Annotated in this window: 15 protein-coding genes; 10 read left to right on the forward strand and 5 right to left on the reverse strand. The window is 67.0% G+C overall.

The genetic code is table 11. The features are described 5' to 3' along the window. Positions 1-13 precede the first annotated feature (13 nt). The 3 genes from IPG97_02845 (at position 14) to IPG97_02855 (ending at position 2422) form a co-directional block, all read left to right on the forward strand. The gene (locus IPG97_02845; GenBank protein MBK6855516.1) at positions 14-1087 is read left to right on the forward strand and encodes a succinyl-diaminopimelate desuccinylase; all 1074 of its coding nucleotides are present in this window, start codon (positions 14-16) and stop codon (positions 1085-1087) included. Positions 1088-1194: 107 nt separating this feature from the next. Beyond that, entirely contained in the window at positions 1195-1782 is a 588-nt protein-coding gene (locus IPG97_02850; protein MBK6855517.1) for a hypothetical protein, read from the forward strand. Positions 1783-1960: 178 nt separating this feature from the next. Further along, entirely contained in the window at positions 1961-2422 is a 462-nt protein-coding gene (locus IPG97_02855; GenBank protein MBK6855518.1) for a peroxiredoxin, read from the forward strand. Positions 2423-2447: 25 nt separating this feature from the next. Here the strand turns inward: IPG97_02855 and IPG97_02860 are convergent, their stop codons facing one another. Both IPG97_02860 and lexA read right to left on the reverse strand, forming a co-directional pair. Then, positions 2448-3761: a S8 family serine peptidase gene (locus IPG97_02860; GenBank protein ID MBK6855519.1), complete on the reverse strand. Its 1314-nt coding sequence runs from the start codon at positions 3759-3761 to the stop codon at positions 2448-2450. Between the two features lie 45 nt (positions 3762-3806). Then, positions 3807-4439, reverse strand: a complete 633-nt coding sequence (gene lexA, locus IPG97_02865; GenBank protein ID MBK6855520.1) for a transcriptional repressor LexA — start codon at positions 4437-4439, stop codon at positions 3807-3809. Between the two features lie 297 nt (positions 4440-4736). Between lexA and IPG97_02870 the strand changes: the two genes are divergently transcribed. Further along, on the forward strand, positions 4737-5177 hold the full coding sequence (locus tag IPG97_02870) for a LysM peptidoglycan-binding domain-containing protein (protein MBK6855521.1): 441 nt from the start codon (positions 4737-4739) through the stop codon (positions 5175-5177). Positions 5178-5240: 63 nt separating this feature from the next. Further along, the gene (nrdR, locus tag IPG97_02875; protein MBK6855522.1) at positions 5241-5732 is read left to right on the forward strand and encodes a transcriptional repressor NrdR; all 492 of its coding nucleotides are present in this window, start codon (positions 5241-5243) and stop codon (positions 5730-5732) included. Positions 5733-5777: 45 nt separating this feature from the next. Here nrdR and IPG97_02880 read toward each other — a convergent pair whose 3' ends face one another. Beyond that, positions 5778-6521, reverse strand: a complete 744-nt coding sequence (locus tag IPG97_02880) for a pyrimidine reductase family protein (GenBank protein ID MBK6855523.1) — start codon at positions 6519-6521, stop codon at positions 5778-5780. Between the two features lie 58 nt (positions 6522-6579). On the opposite strand from IPG97_02880, the gene IPG97_02885 reads away from it, so the two are divergent. Further along, positions 6580-8853, forward strand: a complete 2274-nt coding sequence (locus IPG97_02885; GenBank protein ID MBK6855524.1) for a molybdopterin-dependent oxidoreductase — start codon at positions 6580-6582, stop codon at positions 8851-8853. Between the two features lie 29 nt (positions 8854-8882). On the opposite strand, the gene IPG97_02890 is transcribed toward IPG97_02885, so the two are convergent. Then, the gene (locus tag IPG97_02890) at positions 8883-9365 is read right to left on the reverse strand and encodes a MarR family transcriptional regulator (GenBank protein MBK6855525.1); all 483 of its coding nucleotides are present in this window, start codon (positions 9363-9365) and stop codon (positions 8883-8885) included. A gap of 680 nt (positions 9366-10045) precedes the next feature. Here IPG97_02890 and IPG97_02895 point away from each other — a divergent pair. After that, positions 10046-12928 (forward strand): vitamin B12-dependent ribonucleotide reductase, encoded by a 2883-nt coding sequence (locus tag IPG97_02895; GenBank protein ID MBK6855526.1) that lies wholly within the window; start codon positions 10046-10048, stop codon positions 12926-12928. A 235-nt stretch (positions 12929-13163) separates the two neighbouring features. On the opposite strand, the gene IPG97_02900 is transcribed toward IPG97_02895, so the two are convergent. Continuing rightward, positions 13164-13802, reverse strand: a complete 639-nt coding sequence (locus tag IPG97_02900) for a hypothetical protein (protein MBK6855527.1) — start codon at positions 13800-13802, stop codon at positions 13164-13166. 354 nt (positions 13803-14156) lie between these two features. Here IPG97_02900 and IPG97_02905 point away from each other — a divergent pair, with 354 nt between their 5' ends. The 3 genes from IPG97_02905 to IPG97_02915 all read left to right on the forward strand — a co-directional run bounded on the left by IPG97_02905 (position 14157) and on the right by IPG97_02915 (position 19003). Then, a complete protein-coding gene (locus IPG97_02905) occupies positions 14157-17294 on the forward strand; it encodes a DEAD/DEAH box helicase (GenBank protein ID MBK6855528.1) in 3138 nt (1045 codons plus the stop codon). Continuing rightward, a complete protein-coding gene (locus IPG97_02910; GenBank protein ID MBK6855529.1) occupies positions 17291-17614 on the forward strand; it encodes a hypothetical protein in 324 nt (107 codons plus the stop codon). The genes IPG97_02905 and IPG97_02910 overlap by 4 nt, the downstream gene beginning before the upstream one ends. 147 nt (positions 17615-17761) lie before the next feature. After that, entirely contained in the window at positions 17762-19003 is a 1242-nt protein-coding gene (locus tag IPG97_02915; GenBank protein ID MBK6855530.1) for a hypothetical protein, read from the forward strand. Positions 19004-19035: the final 32 nt, after the last annotated feature.

Consider the following 19035-nt stretch of genomic DNA (forward strand, 5'->3'; position numbering starts at 1 on the left):
GAACTTCACGGCCATGCCCGGCTCCACCGACCTGTTGGCGCTCACCCGTGACCTGGTGGCGATTCCCTCTGAGAGCCATCACGAGGCCCCCCTGGTCGACTGGCTTCAAGGGGAGTTGTCGACCGTGCCCGGCCTGACCCTCGAACGGGTGGGCCTCAACCTGGTGGCGCGCACCAACCTCGGTCGCTCCACCCGAATCCTGCTGGCCGGCCACACCGACACGGTCCCCGCCAACGACAACCAAACCCCACACATCGAAGGCGACGTGCTGTGGGGACTGGGAGCGACCGACATGAAGGCCGGGCTGGCGGTGATGGTCGACTTGGCCCGAACCGTCCTCGATCCGGCCGTCGACGTCACCTACGTGTTCTACGTCGGCGAGGAGGTGGCGGCCGTCCACAACGGTCTCGGCCACCTGTTCCGGGACCGTCCCGACCTGTTGGCGGCCGACGTGGCGTTGCTCGGGGAACCAACCGATGCCCTCGTCGAGGCCGGCTGTCAGGGGACGCTTCGGATGGTGGCAACCCTGACCGGCAAACGCGCCCACACGGCTCGCCCGTGGATGGGACGCAACGCCATCCACCGCCTCGGCCACCTGCTGGCCCTCGTCGAGTCCCGGCCGGTGCGAACCCCGGTCATAGACGGGTGTGAGTTCCGCGATGCCCTTCAAGCGGTCGCGGTGGAGGGAGGGGTCAGCGCCAACGTCGTTCCCGACCGGGCGTCGGTCACTCTCAACCACCGTTTCGCGCCCGACCGCACCCCGCTCGAAGCCGAGGCCGAGCTTCGTGATCTGCTGGCCCCCGTGCTCGAGGACCACGACTCCTTCGAAGTGGTCGACGTGGCACCGGCCGCGGCGCCGTCTTTGGATCATCCGGTGCTGCGGGCATTGGTCGACCGCAACCGACTCCAGGTGCGAGCCAAGCTGGGCTGGACCGACGTCGCTCGCTTCGCCGAACACGGCATCCCGGCGGCCAACTTCGGCCCCGGCGACGCCACCATTGCCCACACCGCCGAGGAGCGCGTTGCCCGAGCTCCGATCGAGAGCTGTCACCGAGCTTTGCTAGACCTGCTCACCACCGGGACCTGACCATGGGAATGTGGCGTCGGGATCCGCTTCCCCGTCGCCGGAGCGGACCACCAGGTGAACACCAGTGGTGGGTTCCGAGTGACCAGGCCTCGGCTGAACGCGAGGTGTTGACCCGCAAGGACCTGGGTCGGGGCTGGATCCCGGCATCGATGGTCAACAACGTCGAACGCCTCCGACCGCTTGGCCACGGCCCCGCGTCCGACGTGGTGGAACAGGCGAGGGTGAGTCGACATCCCACAGGTCTGGACGAAGGCCGGGCCTGGAGACACCGTGATGCCGGCACCCTGCTGGTACTCCGGACCGACGTCTACGCCGATGACAAACCTGGCGTGGCCGATGCTCACCGCGGGGCGTGGGGTACCCATGGACCCGCGGCATTGGAGGAGACGTGGCGGGATCGGTGGCGGGAACGGGGGAGCGAACCCGGTTGGATCGAAGCCCGCCGAGTCGAGGCCTCAGCCCAGGGCGGTGGACCTGAGGCGATGATGGGCTGGGATTGGGTGCGGGTCGAAGACCACACCGCCGCCAGTGACCCGGCCCGGCGCAACGACCCGACCGCAGTTGTGGTCTATGAGTACCTCACCATCTGGGATGGTCGCCGGCAGGTGACGGCGGTGATCCGCCACCAGTTGGGTCTCGACCTCGATGAGGTCGTCTGGCGATGCCGCGCTGCCCTCACCGACGGGCGCGCCTGAGGGCTGGTCGCGCTCCGTACACTCAGGCGTCTAGCGGATTCGGTCACGCCTCGTCCTGCTCACGGTTGACTGGAGGCTTTGCTGAGCAAGGCTCCGGCCCGGCCGTGTTCGTGGATCGGCCCGGCTGCCCGCTTGCCTCCCAACCGTTCACAACCAACTCTCGAGGAAGCTCGCACCCATGACCATCGAAATCGGCCAGACCGCTCCCGAATTCTCCCTCCGGGATCAGACCGGCGAAACCATCTCGTTGTCGGACTATCGGGGCAAGAAGGCAGTGGCCCTCGTGTTCTACCCGTTCACCTTCACCGGCGTGTGCGAAGGCGAGCTGTGCGAGTTGCGAGACGACGTCGCCCAGTACGACTCCGCAGACGTCCAGCTGATAGCGGTGTCCTGTGATACCCAGCCATCCCAGAAGGTGTGGGCCGCGGAGAAGGGCTGGACCTTCCCGGTTCTGTCTGACTTCTGGCCGCACGGTGCTGTTGCCCAGGCCTATGGCGTGTTCAACGAGGCAGTGGGTTGTGCCAACCGTGGCACCTTCCTCATCGACAAGAACGGCGTGGTGGTCGATGCCTTCGCCACCGAGAGCCTGGGCGAGGCCCGAGACAAGTCCCGTTACGACGAGGCCCTGTCCAAGCTCTGACCTGCCTGAACCAACCAGCAGGCTTTCAGGCCGTCGGTCGGTCCGGGGTGTCCCGGGCCGGCCGGCGCCGGTCTCTCCGGCTGGTCCGCATAACCATCTCGGCCAGCGCTCCAGCCAGGGCGGCTCCGCCGAGGAGGAACGGCCAGAGGGCTACATCTCGTCCTGACCCGGTGGTCTCGCGGGCGAATGGCCCCACGACTGGGACCTGGTCGGCGATGACCTGGGCGGCACCGTTGTCTAGGCTGTCGTGGCGGTAGTTGACTCCCAGCGGATGGGGTTCGGCCACGGCGGCGGCGAGGTCGATCAACCCGTCGGCCAGACCAGGTGCAGGGCGGGCCGTGTCCACCAGGCGCTCCAGAGCGTCGTCTCGTGAGTAGCCCATGGATAGAAGGAGGGCCAGGCCCCCCGATACCTGAGCTGTTGCCATCGACGTGCCCGAAAGGCAGGCGTAGCCAGATCTGTCCCCGCGGGAGCGGGCGTAGGTGGAGAGGACGCCGATAGGTCGGCCATCTAGGTGGCAGGTGTAGGGCGTGTCTCCTTGGCGCCCGCCCGGAGCGGCCAAGGCCACGTTGGCGCTGTCCAGGTTTGGGGCATATGGGGCAAGGTTGCCGGCACGGTCCGTGGCGGTGACCAGCAACGCCGCGCCGGTGGCAAAGAGCACGGGCCCCTCCGAGGAGTTTCCGGCGGCCATCACCACTGCTGCCCCGGCGTCCCAGGCCCGATTCAAGACATCGGCCACGATCGAGGAGGTTCGCCGGCCGGGATCGATCGACAGGTTGATGATGTCTGCATGGTGGGCAACCGCCCAGTCGATCGAGGCGGCCAGATCGGACGGGTCGGCCGAGGCCAGGCAGTCGGCGGCTTTACACTTGGACACCGCGGCCCTGACCGAGATGAGGCGGGCCCGGGGAGCAACACCAGCCGAGCCCTCGCCGTTGTCAGCCCGTGCCGCGATTAGGCCAGCCACGTGGGTTCCGTGCCCGTCAGGATCGGATCCCCCCGCTCGGCACTTGTTGCGGTCACCGCCGGTGTCGAGACAGGTGGCCCGGTCCTCGACCTGACCGAGCAGGTCGGGATGGGCGTGGTCGACCCCGGTATCGATCACCGCCACCGTGACGCCACCGCCGAGGCTGGCCCTCCACGCCGCCCTTGCATTGGTGGCGTCGAGGTGCCAGGCCATTCCCGAGGTGACCGCAGGATCGTTGACCACGAGTGGAGGCCACTCTTTTGTGGCCACCGAGACAGAGGGCGAGGCATCGACCCGAACGCCCCCGTCAGTCACCAACGACGATCCGAGCGCCGAGACCACCAGGACCAGGATCGTGAGACGAGATGCCACGGTCACGATGATCGCGTGATCTGCGGCCTCGCCCAGCGCGGTGGATCAGAGGCGACGCATGACCGTGACGACCCGACCGAAGACCTGGACCTCGTCTGGGTTGAACTCCATGGGCTTGAGCCGTTCGTTGTGGGGGATCAGGACGACCTTGTCTCCGCTGCGCTCGTAGGTCTTGACCGTGGCTTCTTCTCCAGGGATACCGGCCACGACGATCTCGCCGTTGCTGGCGGTGGCCTGAGACCGGACGATCACGAAGTCTCCGTCCAGGATCCCGGCATCGACCATTGAGTCTCCACGGACCCTGAGCATGAAGAGGTCGCCGTCTCCGGTGAGGTCGGCCGGGACCGGCATGACCTCTTCGACGTTCTCTTGGGCCAGTACATCGGTGCCGGCAGCAACCTCGCCCACAAGGGGAACGTGTCGAACCGGACGACGCTCCACCACCGCACCGCTGGAAGGGTCGAAGCGAACCTCGATAGCCCGTGGCTTGGCTGGGTCTCGACGGAGGTAACCAAGGCGTTGAAGGGTGGAGAGGTGGGAGTGGACCGTGGAAGGAGAGCCGAGACCCACGCTCTCACCGATCTCTCGGACCGAAGGGGGATAGCCCCGCTCACGCATGGAAGTGTCTATGCAATCGAGGATCTGGCGCTGGCGGGCGGTGAGCACGTGATCGGTCATTGCGGTTGCCTCCGGTGGGACGGGCCTCCGAGCCGGACGGATCGGTGGTGCTTGAACGGTAGCACCGCGCGCGTGTTCGGGCAAACATCTGTTCGATCGAGATCGATGTGCCGGCCCCCTGGGGCAAGGCCGAACAGTTGTTCTTGACATCGAACAGCCGTTCGTGGTCTATTGGGGTGTACCGAACGAACGTTCGCCGAACGGACGTTCCGGCCGTGGTGGCGATGTTCTGCATCGCTCACCTCCACCGTCTCAGTGTCGTCCAGGTTGTCACCCCTCCCACGGAGAATCGATCCCATGGCTGCGATCATCGAACCTCGCTCCTTCGAACCCACCCTGATCGTCGGAGCACGGCCCTCGCCACGCCACCTGAGCTCGGTGCCAGGTTTGGTAGATGGTGTCGTTCCGGCGCGAGGCGGCGTCGGGTCGTGGCTGTCACCCTCGGCGGTGATGGCAATGGTGGCCATCATCGCCTTGGCCATCGGGTTGACCGTGGTCCTGGCCAGTGGTGCGCTGCCGGCGTCTCCCACAGGTGCAACCCCGTCTCGAGCCGGCGGCACCGCGGGCTCAGCGGTCAAGGGAGACAGCTCCCTCGTGGTCAAAGCCGGTGACTCCTACTGGAGCATCGCCCGTGAGCTGCAACCGCACGGAGATGTTCGCTCACTGGTCCACCAGATACAGGTGCTCAACTCTCAGGCCCAGCTCCGGCCCGGGATGGAGATCCTCATACCTTCCTGATCAGCTCGGGAAGGGTCGGGGGGCGGTCTCGGGCACAGGGGGTCTGGTTGGTAGCGTCGGTGCGTGCGCTGTCCGGGATGTGGTGGATTCGACGACAAGGTGGTCGACTCGCGTCAGTCAGAAGACGGCACCTCGATTCGACGCCGACGGTCGTGTCTGGCCTGTCAGCGTCGGTTCACCACCTTCGAGCGTCTCGAGGAGGTTCCACTCACCGTGGTGAAGCGTTCTGGTGACCGAGAGCCCTTCGATCGGGCCAAGGTGATCTCGGGTCTAGAAGCTGCCACCAAGGCCCGTCCGGTGGAGCGCTACCAGCTGGACGACCTGGCGCTTGCCGTCGAGGAGTCGGTCCGGCTTGAAGGCAGCGAGGTCAGCACCGAGGTGGTCGGTAGGGCTGTACTCGATCTTCTGCGTGGCCTCGATGCGGTGGCGGCTGTTCGATTCGCCAGCGTCTACAAGGAGTTCGAGGACCTCGCTGACTTCGAACGCGAACTGACGGAGCTGACCCGGTCGACGCCGCTGACCAAAGCCACCCGACCCAAGGGGCTCGGTCAGTAGGACGACCACCGGCGCACTCCGCTCGGATCCAGACTTGGTGGTCGGTCAGGGGTGGTCCCGATCCATGATGTAGCGGGCCAAGAGCATCCCCTCGGCCTCCCACAGGTGTGCCAGCGTCAGCGGCCGGAGAACCTCTACCGGCGCCGCGGCCAAACGGGGGCTGGTGCCGCCAGCCATGACCGGAGACAGCGTGAGGTTCACCTCGTCCACCAGGTCCAACGCCAGGAGTTGACCGTTCAGTGACGATCCACCCTCACAGAGCACGACCGACCCATGCTCGGAGAGGGTGGTGAGCGCGGCCGAGAGATCCACTCGTCCGGTGCCGGCCAGGATCAGATCGGAGACCTCGCCGAGGCGGGCGAGGCGGTCGGCGGGAGCATCGCTGGTGGTGATCACCAGGGGGCGTTCCTGGGGATCGCCGAAGAGGTCCAACTCGATGTCGAGATCCAGCGAGGCACTCACCACCGCCACCCGTGGTTTGGTCCGCTGTCCCCGGGCCTGGCGTTGAGATTGATGGTGACCTGAGGTTTGGGGCGGTCGATAGCGTTCAGCCCGCACGGTTCCGGCCCCGGCCAGCACCACGTCGGCCACCGCCCTCAGCGCCGAGAACACCGCCCGGTCGGCGGCTGATCCCAGCGGGCCCGACACCCCACCTACGGCGGTGGCACCGTCGACGCTGGACACCACGTTGAGCATCAGCCAGGGGCGGTGGCGCGGCGACGGGCGGGACGCCTCGGCGTGGGCGGTGGCCACGTCAACCTCAGCAGCCGTGGGCAGGATCTGACGCATCCGCCGACGGTAGGTCAGATGGCGAGCACTCAGAGCCAAAGGGGTGCAACATGAACTCATGACCGAGCCGGCCACCAGATCCACCCACTTCCGCACCTGCCCGCTGTGCGAGGCCGGTTGCGGGCTGGAAGTAGCCGTGGACGACGGAGTCGTCACCCGCATCCGGGGCGATGTCGATGACGTGTTCAGCCACGGCTTCATCTGCCCGAAGGGGTCGACCCTGCGGCAGATCCACGATGACCCCGATCGATTGCGTCGCCCGTTGATCAGGCAAGGCGGCCAACTGGTGGAGGCGAGCTGGGAAGAGGCCTTCGCCGAGGTCGAACGACTGTGGAACAAGGTCATCGCCGATCACGGCCGAGAAGCGGTCGGCGTGTACCTGGGAAACCCCAACGCACACAACCTGTCGGCGTTGGTGTTCCTCAAACCGTTCCTCAAGGCCCTTGGGACCCGCAACGTGTTCTCGGCCAGCACGGTCGACCAGAGACCCAAGGAGCTGGCTTCGGCGTGGTTGTACGGGGGCGGGTTGACCGTTGCCGTACCCGACATCGATCGGACCGACCTGTTGGTGATGCTCGGGGCCAATCCCTTCGCATCGAATGGAAGCCTGGCCACCGCCCCCGACTGGCCTGGGCGCATCGAGGCCATGCGGGCCCGTGGCGGTCGACTTGTGGTGGTCGACCCTCGCCGTACCCGCACCGCTGAGGCCGCCGACGTTCACCTCTCGATTCGTCCCGGCACCGACGCTCTCTTGTTGGCCGCGGTCGTGACCGCTCTGGCCAATCGGGGTCTGGTCGATCCCGGGGACCACCTCGGTCCTTTGGTCCGGGGTCTAGACACCGTTATCGAGGCGCTGGCCCCGTTCACCCCCGAGTCCGTGAGCGCCGCAGTCGGGTTGGAAGCGGCGGCGATCGTGCAGTTGGCAACCGAGCTGGCCGAAGCTCCGACCGCGGTGGTGTACGGCCGGATGGGAACTACCACCGCCGAGTTCGGCACCGTGGCGAGCTGGCTGGTCGACGTGTTGAACATCGTAACCGGCAACCTCGACCGACCGGGTGGGGCCATGTTCACCAAGGCCGCGGCGGGAGCGTCCAACACCAGGGGTCGTCCCGGAGTCGGGCGCGGAGTGAGGATCGGTCGCCACCAGAGCCGGGTAAGGGGTTTGGCCGAAACCCTGGGTGAGTTGCCGGTGGCGTGCCTGGCCGAAGAGATGGATACGCCCGGGCCGGGTCAGATAAGGGCGATGTTCACGGTGGCGGGCAACCCGGTGCTGTCGACGCCCAACTCGGCTCGCCTCGACCGGGCCATGGCCGGACTGGATGCCTACGTCGCCGTCGACATCTACCTGAACGAGACGACACGCCATGCCGATGTCGTGCTCCCTCCCCCCAGTCCTCTCCAGAAGGGCCACTACGACCTGGCGCTGCTCCAGCTCGCAGTGCGCAACGTGGCCAACTACTCGCCGCCGGTACTGCCCTTGGATGACGATCAGCCCGACGAATGGGAGATTCTGGCCCGTCTGGCCCTGATCGCCCAGGGTATGGGTGCTGATTCCGATCCGTCGGTGGTGGACGATCTGGTGGTGGCGACCCTGGTGGGATCCGCGGTCGGCGATGTGTCGTCATCGGTGTACGGCCGGTCGCCGGCCGAGCTGATGGCAGCGCTAGAGCCTCGGCGGGGCCCGGAGCGGGTGCTGGATCTGTTGTTGCGTACGGGCCCCTATGGCGACGGGTTCGGATCGGTGGAAGGAGAGGTCGCGCCCGGCGTGGTGCCTCTGAGCCTCGACGCCTTGATCGCCAACCCCCATGGCGTGGATCTGGGGCCGCTTCAGTCTCGGCTTCCCGAGGTGCTACGGACGGCGTCGGGGCTGATCGAGCTCGATGAGGAGCGGTTGCTGGCTGACCTGAATCGTCTGGCGTCGGTTCTCCATCGGCCTGTAGCCGAGGTGGTGCTGGTTGGCCGACGTGACCTGCGTTCCAACAACTCCTGGATGCACAACGTGGAGGTCTTGGTGAAGGGGCGGCCGAGGTGCACCTTGCACGTCCACCCCGATGACGCCGAGAGGTGGTCGCTGAGCCCGGGAGGCCTAGCCACGGTCACGGCACGGACCGGGAGCGTGGATGTGGTGGTGGAGGTCACCGACGCGGTCAGGCCCGGGGTGGTGAGCCTGCCTCACGGGTGGGGCCACGGGCTGGCCGGTAGTCGATTGTCGGTGGCGGCGCGCCACGCCGGCGTCAACTCCAACGTGCTGACCGATGACCAGGTGGTCGACGTACCGTCGGGGAACGCGGTGCTGAACGGGATCCCGGTGAGGTTGACGGCGGCGGGGTAGACCCTGGGCATGCCTCGGCGGGGTTTGCCTCAGGGCGCCGAGAGGGCGGTGATGGCGGGGTCGCTGCCCGGCGAGACCACGGCCCGGATCTTTCGCAGGGTTGCCACGAAGGCTTCCAGCTCGGCTGGTTCGAGCAGATCGGTGTAGTACCGCCGAATGGTGGCGGTGTGAGTTGGCAGCACCTTGGCCAGCTGTTCGAGCCCTTGCTCGGTGACGACCGCGTACGACCATCGCCGATCCGACGGACAGGGTTGGCGTACCACGAGACCACTTCTTTCGAGACGGTCAACTACCCGGGTCAGCCCACTGCTGGTGACGGTGCACTGGGCGGTCAGCTCGGACATGCGCAGGCGATGGCCGGGGGAGCGGGCCAGGCGGAGCACGACCTCGAAGGCCGATACCGAAAAGCCGAAGGATTCCAGTTCGGGGCCGAGGATCGACAGAAGCCCGCCGCTGGTCTCGACTAGAAGCCCGAGGGCGGTCAGAACGGGGTCGTCGAGTCCGTCTTCCATGGCCCGCGGGACGGCGGCGTTGGCTGCGGTCGGCACGGCTAGCAACCCTACCGGAGCCGATCGGGGGCGGTTGGGAGAACACGCCTGTGGTCTCCGGTCGTCGTTGGCTCGCCTCCTAGGCCCGCAGCGACGGCGACCGGACCTTCCCGCCACGCGTCTCACTGCGTTTCCACCGGCATGTGGACGAACGGTGGACAAATCCCCGCGAAATTCACAGGGTTGTTCCCCTTACGATCCACAAGGAAGTGGACGTAGGTTGAACGGCGGCCACAGCGGGCGCCGGAGACGGTGTCGGAACAGAGGTGTGGGGCGCTTCACCGCCGAGGGACCACGGTCCCGAGGGGGTGGGGCGGTAGATCTAAGGGAGCAACCCCCGAGTCCGTGGACCCACGGCAACGCTCCCTTCGACCTGACCCAGAGCCGGCGCCCGCTGCGACTGTCGAAATCCTCGCCCCGGCGTGGTCGGCGGGGGAACGGGCCCGTGATCGGCGGAAAATCCGTCCGAGCACGTTGACAGCGGTGTAATTCCCGTGCTGTAGTTTGCCTCTACATCTTGTGGTGTCGGCGCATCAGGGGACGCACCGACCACAAGTGGTTGTGGTCAGACAGTTTCCAGGGCACCGTGGCCCCGGAGTCCCAGGCCACCCCTCCCGACCAACCTTCCACCCAGGAGCGCCCCCATGGCCATGGCCCCCGAGCAGACCGGTATCGGCATCGCCCGCCACTTCACCACCGAGGGTGTGCACCCTTACGACGAGGTGACGTGGGAGCGGCGAGACGCCCGTATCACCAACTACAAGGACGGTTCGGTCGCGTTCGAGCAGCTGGGTGTCGAGTTCCCGGTGGACTGGTCGCTCAACGCCACCAACATCGTGGCCCAGAAGTACTTCCGCGGCACCCTGGGCACACCCGAACGCGAGGTCTCCCTGCGCCAGGTGATCGACCGGGTGGCCGACACCATCACCCGCTGGGGTATCGAGGGTGGCTACTTCATCGACGACCGGGAGGCCGAGACCTTCCGGGCCGAGCTCAAGCACCTGCTGGTCCACCAGAAGGCCGCCTTCAACTCCCCGGTCTGGTTCAACATCGGTGTGGCCGGTGTTCCCCAGCAGGCATCGGCTTGCTTCATCTTGTCGGTCGACGACCACATGGACTCGATCCTGAATTGGTACCGGGAAGAGGGAGTGATCTTCAAGGGTGGTTCGGGTGCCGGCGTCAACCTGTCCCGCATTCGCTCATCGGTGGAGCTGCTCAAGGGGGGTGGCACCGCGTCGGGACCGGTCAGCTTCATGCGAGGAGCAGATTCCTCGGCCGGCACCATCAAGTCGGGTGGCAAGACTCGACGTGCGGCCAAGATGGTGATCCTCGACGTCGACCATCCCGACATCGAAGAGTTCATCTGGTGCAAGTCCCGTGAGGAGAAGAAGGCTCGGGCCCTGGCCGACGCCGGGTTCGACATGGATCTCGACGGCAAGGACAGCCACTCGATCCAGTACCAGAACGCCAACAACTCGGTTCGCGTCACCGACGACTTCATGCAGGCCGTCGTAGACGACGCCCCCTGGCACCTGCGTGCCGTCACCGACGGTTCGGTAGTCAAGACCATGCCGGCACGCGACCTCATGCGCCAGATCTCCCAGGCCACCTGGGAGTGCGCCGACCCGGGCATGCAGTTCGACACCACCATCAACAAATGGCACACCGCCCACAACACCGGGCGCATCAATGGTTCGAACCCGTGCTCGGAGTACATGCACCTGGACAACTCGGCTTGCAACCTGGCCAGCCTCAACTTGCTCAAGTTCCTCGATGACACCGACACCTTCGACGTCGAGGGCTTCAAGGCTGCGGTGGCGGTGATCTTCACCGCCCAGGAAATCCTCGTGGGCCGGGCCGATTACCCGACCGACCCGATCGGTGACACGTCCCGCAAGTTCCGCCAGCTCGGCATCGGATACGCCAACATCGGCGCCCTGCTCATGGCACTCGGTCACGCCTATGACTCAGATGACGGTCGGGCCTGGGCCGCGGCCATCACCGCCCTCATGACCGGGCACGCCTACGCCACTTCGGCCCGCACCGCCAGCCGCATGGGGCCCTTCGCCGGATACGCCGACAACCGTGAGCACATGCTCGGCGTGTTGGACCTCCACCGCGATGCCGCCGCCCACATCGACGAAGAGCTTGTTCCCGCCGAGCTGCTCTCGGCTGCTCAGCAGAGCTGGGACGAGGCGTGCGAGCTGGGCGAACAGTTCGGTGTCCGCAACTCCCAGGCCTCGGTACTGGCGCCCACCGGCACCATCGGTCTGATGATGGACTGCGACACCACTGGCATCGAACCCGACCTCGGTCTGGTGAAGCTGAAGAAACTGGTCGGTGGCGGCACCATGACCATCGTCAACCAGACCATTCCCAGGGCCCTGGCCCGCCTCGGCTACACCGAGGAGCAGGTGGCCGACATCGTGGCCTACATCGATACCGAGAAGAGCATCCTGGGAGCCCCCCACCTCGCCGCAGAGCACATCTCGGTGTTCGCATGCTCCATGGGTGACAACACCATCCACTACATGGGTCACGTGCGCATGATGGCGGCAGTGCAGCCCTTCATCTCGGGGGCCATCTCCAAGACCGTGAACATGCCCCAAGACGTTTCGGTCGAAGATGTCGAGCAGCTCCACATCGACGCCTGGAAGCTGGGCGTGAAGGCCGTCGCCATCTACCGCGACAACTGCAAGGTGGCCCAACCTCTCGCCACCGCCAAGAAGGACGACGCCGAGGCACCCGTCGCGGCCGCGCCTCAGGTGGTCGAACGAGAGGTCATCGTGGAGAAGATCGTGGAGAAGGTCGTCAAGACCCCGACCCGCGAGAAGCTGCCCCGCAACCGGACGTCGCGAACCTTCGAGTTCCGGGTGGCCGACTGCAAGGGCTTCGTCACCGTGGGCGAGTACGACGACGGTCGCCCCGGCGAGGTGTTCCTCAAGGTGGCCAAGCAGGGTTCCACCCTGGCCGGCGTCATGGACTCGCTGTCGATCAGCATCAGCTACGCCCTTCAGTACGGCGTGCCGCTGCGCACCCTGGTCGAGGCCTTCGCCAACACCCGATTCGAGCCGGCGGGGATGACCGACGATCCCGAGCTGAGGATCGCCTCGTCACTGCTCGATTACATCTTCCGTCGCCTGGCGGTCGACTACCTGACCCTCGAGGAACGTCAGGAACTCGGAATCCTCACCGTGTCCGAGCGCACCCAGCCCACCCTTCCCGGGGTGGAGGAGACCGTGGTCGAGAACCGCCAGGGCACCGACATGGCCCCGGACCCCAAGTCGATCCCGTCGGCGAACGAGCTGGCCATCTCGCTGGCCGACGACGGTGGCCCGGCGCAGGGCAGCCTGTTGGACCGGGCCGGGGTCACCAACCCGATCCCGGTCACGGCCACACCCCCACAGGTCAAGCCTTCGGCCGCTCACTCCGATGCCCCATACTGCATGCAGTGCGGCGTCCAGATGCAACGGGCGGGATCCTGCCATGCCTGCCCGAGCTGTGGCAGCACCAGCGGCTGTAGCTGATCTGTCTGGAGCAGCCCTGCCTTTTCTGGCTGCTCCAGAGATCTCGTGACGGCACAGGGGCCCGGGGTCACTTGACCCCGGGCCCCTGTGTCTGCCCTGGCCAGGGGCGTTTCGGGGGACCGGGTACCGCCCGCCTGGCCACAGGCTCGCCTCTCCGCTCGCCACCTACACCTGGATTCACCGATGGTGTTCGGCTGAGTGACGAGCTGGAGCAGGTGGATAGGGCGGATCCTGGCTACATGATCTTGCGGTAGTAGTGCTGGACGGTGGCACCCAGGTCACCGGAGTAGATGCCAGCCGCTTCCTCGTCGACGATCTTGACGAAATCGGCGTCGGCGTAGACGCTCTGCTCTGACCGTTGCATCTCGGCGAGGCTCGGGAACGGGGTGATCCACGCCACCGCGCCGTAGTTGCCTGATGCTCCGATCAGGAAGCTGCACGGGTTGCCCCCGATTCGACCCGCCTCCTCGGCGATTCGAACGCCAAGCTCGGCGCCCTTGGCCGTACACCCGACGGCACATACCGAAGTAACCACCGCGGCGTACTCGACGGTGGCCGTCGGATCGGGCAGGCCCGTCAGGTACATGGCCAGGGAATCGTCGGGTAGGTGTTCGACGTAGGCCGCCCCGCGCTGTACCAAGTCCTGGTATGCCTCGTCGGCCATCAACTTGTCATCGGCGGCCTCAAGTTGGGTGAGGTCCTCGACGGCAGTGGTCCACGCCAGCGTGCCGAGCTGGGGTGAGAAGGTGCGCGACCACAGCTGGACGTGGAGGTCGGTCGTGTGCCTGACCGCTTCGGTCACCTCCCCGGCCCACGCGGCTGCATCTCTCGTGGGGCCAGGTCGTAGGCGGACGCTTCTGGTGAACAGGTACATGGTGGCTCCTTGGAGGTGGGCAGGCCGTGGCCTGGACTCGTTCCCTCCGGGTTGCCGACGACTGTTCCCCTTGTCGATGCGGTATCCCTACCGGTGAGTGTCTGCCCGTGGGTGCGAGTCGTCAACGTTCACCTTCGCCATTCGCTGTAGGTGGGCCTCTGTGCGCAGACGGTCGTCAAGGAGGGGCGTCGATGTGCGGGACGCCTCGGCCATGAGGGTATGATCTCGGTACGGCGTCCCGTCTGCGGTGACGGTGGGGGTGGCCCGGTCCGAGGGTCGTTCCGCGATGCCGGTACACGGATGACAGCTCCGCCACCTCGGTGGCGGCCGACGGCGCAGGGAGTGCCGCACCGAATGTCTCACCCAACAGCTCTGGAAGCAGCGGCATGGGCCGCTGCGACTGGCTCAGCCACATCCGACCAGCTCGCGGCTCTGGAGGCCGACCCGCGCCGGTGGCGCTATGCCCTCGAGGACCTGCTCGAGGACACCGAGGATCGTCTCGACGCGGTTCGCAAGCTCACCGGCCCCGAACGTCTCCAGGTCGTGGCCGACTTCGAAGGCGAGTTGGCCCGGCTTGAAGCGGCCTACGACCTGCTCACGAAGGTGGGAGACAGCTCCTCGGTGGTGGCTGCCATCGCGGCTGCAGACCCAACCGGTGAGGTGAGGCTCCAGGCGTCATGGGGTGGCGGGAACATCGTGGTGTGGGCGGCCGGACCGGGGGCATCGCCGGCATCGGCCGAAGAGCTGTCGGATCGGCTGGAGGCCATCGGCGGGCCGGCCGTGGGGTGGACGCCGTTCCCGGCCGTTCCACTGCCATCAGGCGAGCGTGCCGCCGCGCTGGCCATCCCGGTCGGTGAAGCCCTGGGATGGCTGGTGGCCGTCGGAGGTGGCCTGGGTCGAGAAGGCGTGGGTGCCAGCGTGGCGTGGCTGGGCCGCGCCGCCATCGCCGCGGTCCGATTGGTGGCCAGGGGGGCAGTGGTTCCCACCCTGCCCGCCCACAAGCGCAACGACGGGCGTGGGCTAGATCTGTCGGTCCGTTGGGTTCCGGCGCTGCTTCCCGAGGACGTGGTCGAACGACTCACCCACGCGATGCCCGGTCCGGTCACGGCCCTGCCCAACACCAAGCAGGACCCGCGGGTGGTGACCATGGACGTGATCGGGTCGGTAGTCGACGCCGTCGTCCACGAGGCCGCCAGCCGTCTGGAGCTTCCCGCCCCGCCGCCCAACGTCCAGAGCACCGCCCAGGTGGCCGAGGCCGTGGTGACCCGAGTGGACGGATCCGCGTTCGTGGCCCCCCTGGCCGCTGGTGCCGAGATCTCCAAGCGACTCGATCGCTGGGCCAGGCCGGTCCTGGGGACATTCACCCCCCGCCTCGTACTTCAGCTCGACCCACCCGATTCTGGCAACCCCTGGTTCTTGTCGGTGTTGGGCCCAGGCGCAGAAGGTGGGCTCCTTCCCATCGAGGCCGCTATCGCTGACGGCAAGGCCACCAAGGCCTTGGTCGACGAGCTGGTGCGAGCGGAGCGGGTGGTGCCCGCGCTGTTGCGTCCCGGGGCCATGCGTCGAGGACAGGTCTATCTGAGCCAGGACGAGGCCTGGGAGTTCATGACCATCACCGGTCAGGCCCTGGAGGCCGCCGGATTCGAGGTTCGGGTTCCGGCGTTGTCGCGTCGCAAGCCCGCCGCCGGTCTTCGCATGTTCACCGAACCGACCGGAGACACCGTGGTGGGTGCCCAGCAGCTCTCCAACGTGCGGTGGTCGGTCCTGTTCGATGATGTCGAACTGAGCGCGGCCGACATCGCGCGCTTGGCCGAGGAGGCCAGGCCACTGGTCATGTCGCACGGTCGATGGGTGGAGCTCGACAAGGTCGACTTGAAGGAGGCGGCCGCCGCCCTCGCCGAGCGGGCCAACAAGACCCGTCTGACCGGGGCCGAGATCCTCCGCCATTCCGTGGGGTTGGAAGGCACATCTCTGGCCGGTGGTCTCCAGGTCGACGGCACGAGCTGGGCATCCAACCTGTTGGCGTCGGCGTCATCGCTGCCCACCGACCTTCCCACCAGTCCCGAGGGGTTCTCCGGTGAGCTACGGGCCTATCAGGCCGAAGCCCTGGCCTGGCTCGGCTTCCTCGACGTGGCCGAGTTGGGCGGATGCCTCGCTTTGGACATGGGCCTGGGCAAGACGCCCACCATGCTCGCTCACCTGGGGCGCAGCGCTCGGTCCGGATCCGGTACCGCCTTGGTGGTGGCCCCGCCGGCTGTGGTCGGCAACTGGGCCGCTGAGGCGGCCAAGTTCACCCCAGCTCTGAACGTCGTGGTCCACCACGGCGCGGGCCGGGCCAGCGGGGCGGCTCTGAAGCGGTCCATCGAGCGGGCCGACGTGGTGATCACCACCTATGGCACCGCGGTGCGAGACGTGGACCAGCTCGCCGAGATCGAGTGGGCCCGGGTCGTGCTCGACGAGGCCCAGGTAATCAAGAACCCGGCCAACGAGACGGCCCAACAGCTCCGTCGCCTGCCAGCCCGGAGCCGTATCGCCCTGACCGGGACCCCCATCGAAAACGGTCTGGGCGACCTGTGGGCCATCCTCGACTTCTGCAACCCGAGCCTGGTCGGTCCTCGGCCCCAGTTCATCGCCCAACTGTCGGGTGAGGGCGAGGCCGCGCTGAAAGCTCTCAATGGCCTGCTGGTGTTCCGCCGCACGAAGAGCGAGCCCGACGTGGCCGCTGAGCTTCCCGACCGTATCGATGAGCTCGACCACTGCCTGATGACCCCCGAGCAGATCGGCCTCTACCAGGCGGTGCTCGACAGCTTGGTGGTGGATGCCACCAAGGTGGGAGGCGAGCCCAAGCAGGGCGCGATCCTGGCTGCCATCACTGCCCTCAAGCGGATCTGCAACCACCCGTCCGCCTACGAGAAGGACGACGATCGCCCGCTGGCAGGGCGGTCGGGCAAGCTGAACCGGCTCGAGGAGATCGTCGACACGGTGTTCGCCGCCGGGGAGAAGATCTTGATCTTCACCCACTTCGCCGAGTGGGGTGTGAGGCTGGCCGCCCACCTCACCGACGTCACCGGCGTAGCCGTGTCCTGCTACCACGGTGGTCTGGCCCGCGGGACCAGAGATCGCATGGTCGAGGATTTCCAGCAGGGGAGCGGGGCCGGCGCCCTGGTCCTGTCGCTCAAGGCCGGCGGCACGGGCCTCAACCTCACCGCCGCCAACCATGTGGTTCTCTACGACCGCTGGTGGAACCCAGCGGTGGAGGATCAGGCCCGAGACCGGGCTTGGCGCATCGGCCAGACCAAGACCGTCATCTCACACCGTCTGGTCTGCCCCGGAACCGTCGACGAGCGGGTCGAGGAGGTGGTGGCCGGCAAACGCCACATCGCCGATCTGGTGCTGCCCAAGTCCTCCTCGCTGGCCGACCTGGACGCCACCCAGCTCCGCGCCGCTCTCGGGCTGCGCACCGACGAGCTCCTCACGGAGGACGACGAGTGAACCAACAAGCCCAGCCGAACCAGCCAGCCCAGTCCGCGGGCGGGGGAGGGGGCGGATCGCGCCGCAACAAGCGGCGACGTCAACAGGTACGGCCCCGGTCGGGTGACCTTTGGCGCCCCGTTCCCCAGCTCCCAGACCCAGAACCGATCGCCGCCGCTACCGACCCCGGGATACTGCTCCGGTCGCTCGGCTCGCCCCCTCTTCAAGGCCAGGGGTCCCAGGCTGAACATGCCTTCGAGCTGGTGGTACGCCGTTCGGCCCTGCTGGCCTCGGCTCTGGCCGCCGCTGCTGGACTGTTGGCCGAACCTGACAGCGACTGAGCCTGGGCCATCGATCGGTGGATCGAGGCTGAGTGCCAGCACCGGTACATGGGTCCGATCCCGGGGCGGGCGGACCGACCGCCTGAAACCGGTGAGCGTTCAGCGGTAGCCTGGCTATTCGTTCAGGGGATATCTAGGGGTCAGAACATGGTCGCCACCACCGACATGCCGATAGCCGCGGGGGTCTCGACCTCATCGGAGTCCAAGGTGCGCTTCGGTGCCTTGGCCGTAGCCGGGCTGGGATCGTTGGGGGCAGGTGCGATACACGCCACCGCCATTGGAGTGCATGGCGACCACGCTGCTACGGCCCGCACTTTCGCCGTGCTGGCCGCGCTCCAGTTGGCCTGGGGAGCGGTGGCGCTGGTGGCATCGGGACGCGCCGTCTGCGTCAGCGGTGCGATCCTGGGTGCGGCCGCGGTGAGCGGCTGGGTTCTGGCCAAGACCTCAGGGATCTCCTTCGTCGATGGGCTGGGCGAGTCCGAGGCGATCCAGTTCGCAGACGCCGCCGCCGCGGCATTGGCCCTCACCGCGACGGTGATCGCCCTTCGCCATCTGATGTCAGGTCTTTCGGGAGTCAGATCCCAGGGCCCGGGATCGTCGATGCTGGCGGGGGTGGGCGCCGGCGTTCTGGCGGTGGCGATTGTGGCCATGGTCACCGCAGGAGGCCATTCCCACGCCGGCACCCATGGATCGTCCGAGGCTCACGACGAGTCGACGGCCCATGCCGACGGTGCAACCCACGCTGACAGCGAAGCCCACGGCGATGACGGGACCCACATCGCCGCCGTACCGAAGCCCTATGACCCGACCCTTCCCATCGACCTGTCGGGAACCCCGGGCGTGACGCCGGCCCAACAGGCGCGAGCTGAGAACTTGATCGCCATCACCTTGGATCGCCTGCCCCGCTACGCCGACGCCGCCGTGGCCGAGGCAGACGGGTTCCGCTCGATCGGTGATGGCTTCACCGGACACGAGCACTTCATCAACTGGAACTACATCAACGACGACCACATCTTGAACCCCGACTATCCCGAATCGCTTGTCTATGAGGCCGGGCCGGGAGGGTCCCGCAGGCTGGTGTCGGCCATGTTCATGATGAAGCAGGGGGCCACACTCGACCAGGTCCCAGATGTGGGTGGTGCGCTCACCCAGTGGCACATCCATGACGACCTGTGCTTCACCGACGACCCGGTGGCGCCCCGGGTGGCGGGGGTGACCAGCGTCGGGGGTCAGTGTCAACCGCCGCTAAAGAAGTTCCAGCCCACCCCCATGATCCACGTCTGGATCAGCCCCCATCGGTGTGGGCCGTTCGCGGCGTTGGAGGGCGTGGCTGGAGGTCAGGTGGCCGAGGGCGAGACCCAGTTGTGCGACCACGCCCACGGCAGCTGACCTGTAGCGACGACGACCGGACCTATCCGCTC

Source organism: Microthrixaceae bacterium (assembly GCA_016702505.1).
Taxonomy (GTDB): Bacteria; Actinomycetota; Acidimicrobiia; order Acidimicrobiales; family Iamiaceae; genus Aquihabitans.

Bases quoted from the DNA above. Each gene is read 5' to 3' on its own strand.
- IPG97_02845 (MBK6855516.1), top strand. From the start codon at position 14: ATGCCCGGCTCCACCGACCTGTTGGCGCTCACCCGTGACCTGGTGGCG.
- IPG97_02855 (MBK6855518.1), top strand. From the start codon at position 1,961: ATGACCATCGAAATCGGCCAGACCGCTCCCGAATTCTCCCTCCGGGAT.
- lexA (MBK6855520.1), bottom strand. From the start codon at position 4,439: ATGACCGATCACGTGCTCACCGCCCGCCAGCGCCAGATCCTCGATTGC.
- IPG97_02870 (MBK6855521.1), top strand. From the start codon at position 4,737: ATGGCTGCGATCATCGAACCTCGCTCCTTCGAACCCACCCTGATCGTC.
- IPG97_02880 (MBK6855523.1), bottom strand. From the start codon at position 6,521: ATGCGTCAGATCCTGCCCACGGCTGCTGAGGTTGACGTGGCCACCGCC.
- IPG97_02885 (MBK6855524.1), top strand. From the start codon at position 6,580: ATGACCGAGCCGGCCACCAGATCCACCCACTTCCGCACCTGCCCGCTG.
- IPG97_02890 (MBK6855525.1), bottom strand. From the start codon at position 9,365: ATGGAAGACGGACTCGACGACCCCGTTCTGACCGCCCTCGGGCTTCTA.
- IPG97_02895 (MBK6855526.1), top strand. From the start codon at position 10,046: ATGGCCATGGCCCCCGAGCAGACCGGTATCGGCATCGCCCGCCACTTC.
- IPG97_02900 (MBK6855527.1), bottom strand. From the start codon at position 13,802: ATGTACCTGTTCACCAGAAGCGTCCGCCTACGACCTGGCCCCACGAGA.
- IPG97_02905 (MBK6855528.1), top strand. From the start codon at position 14,157: ATGTCTCACCCAACAGCTCTGGAAGCAGCGGCATGGGCCGCTGCGACT.
- IPG97_02915 (MBK6855530.1), top strand. From the start codon at position 17,762: ATGGTCGCCACCACCGACATGCCGATAGCCGCGGGGGTCTCGACCTCA.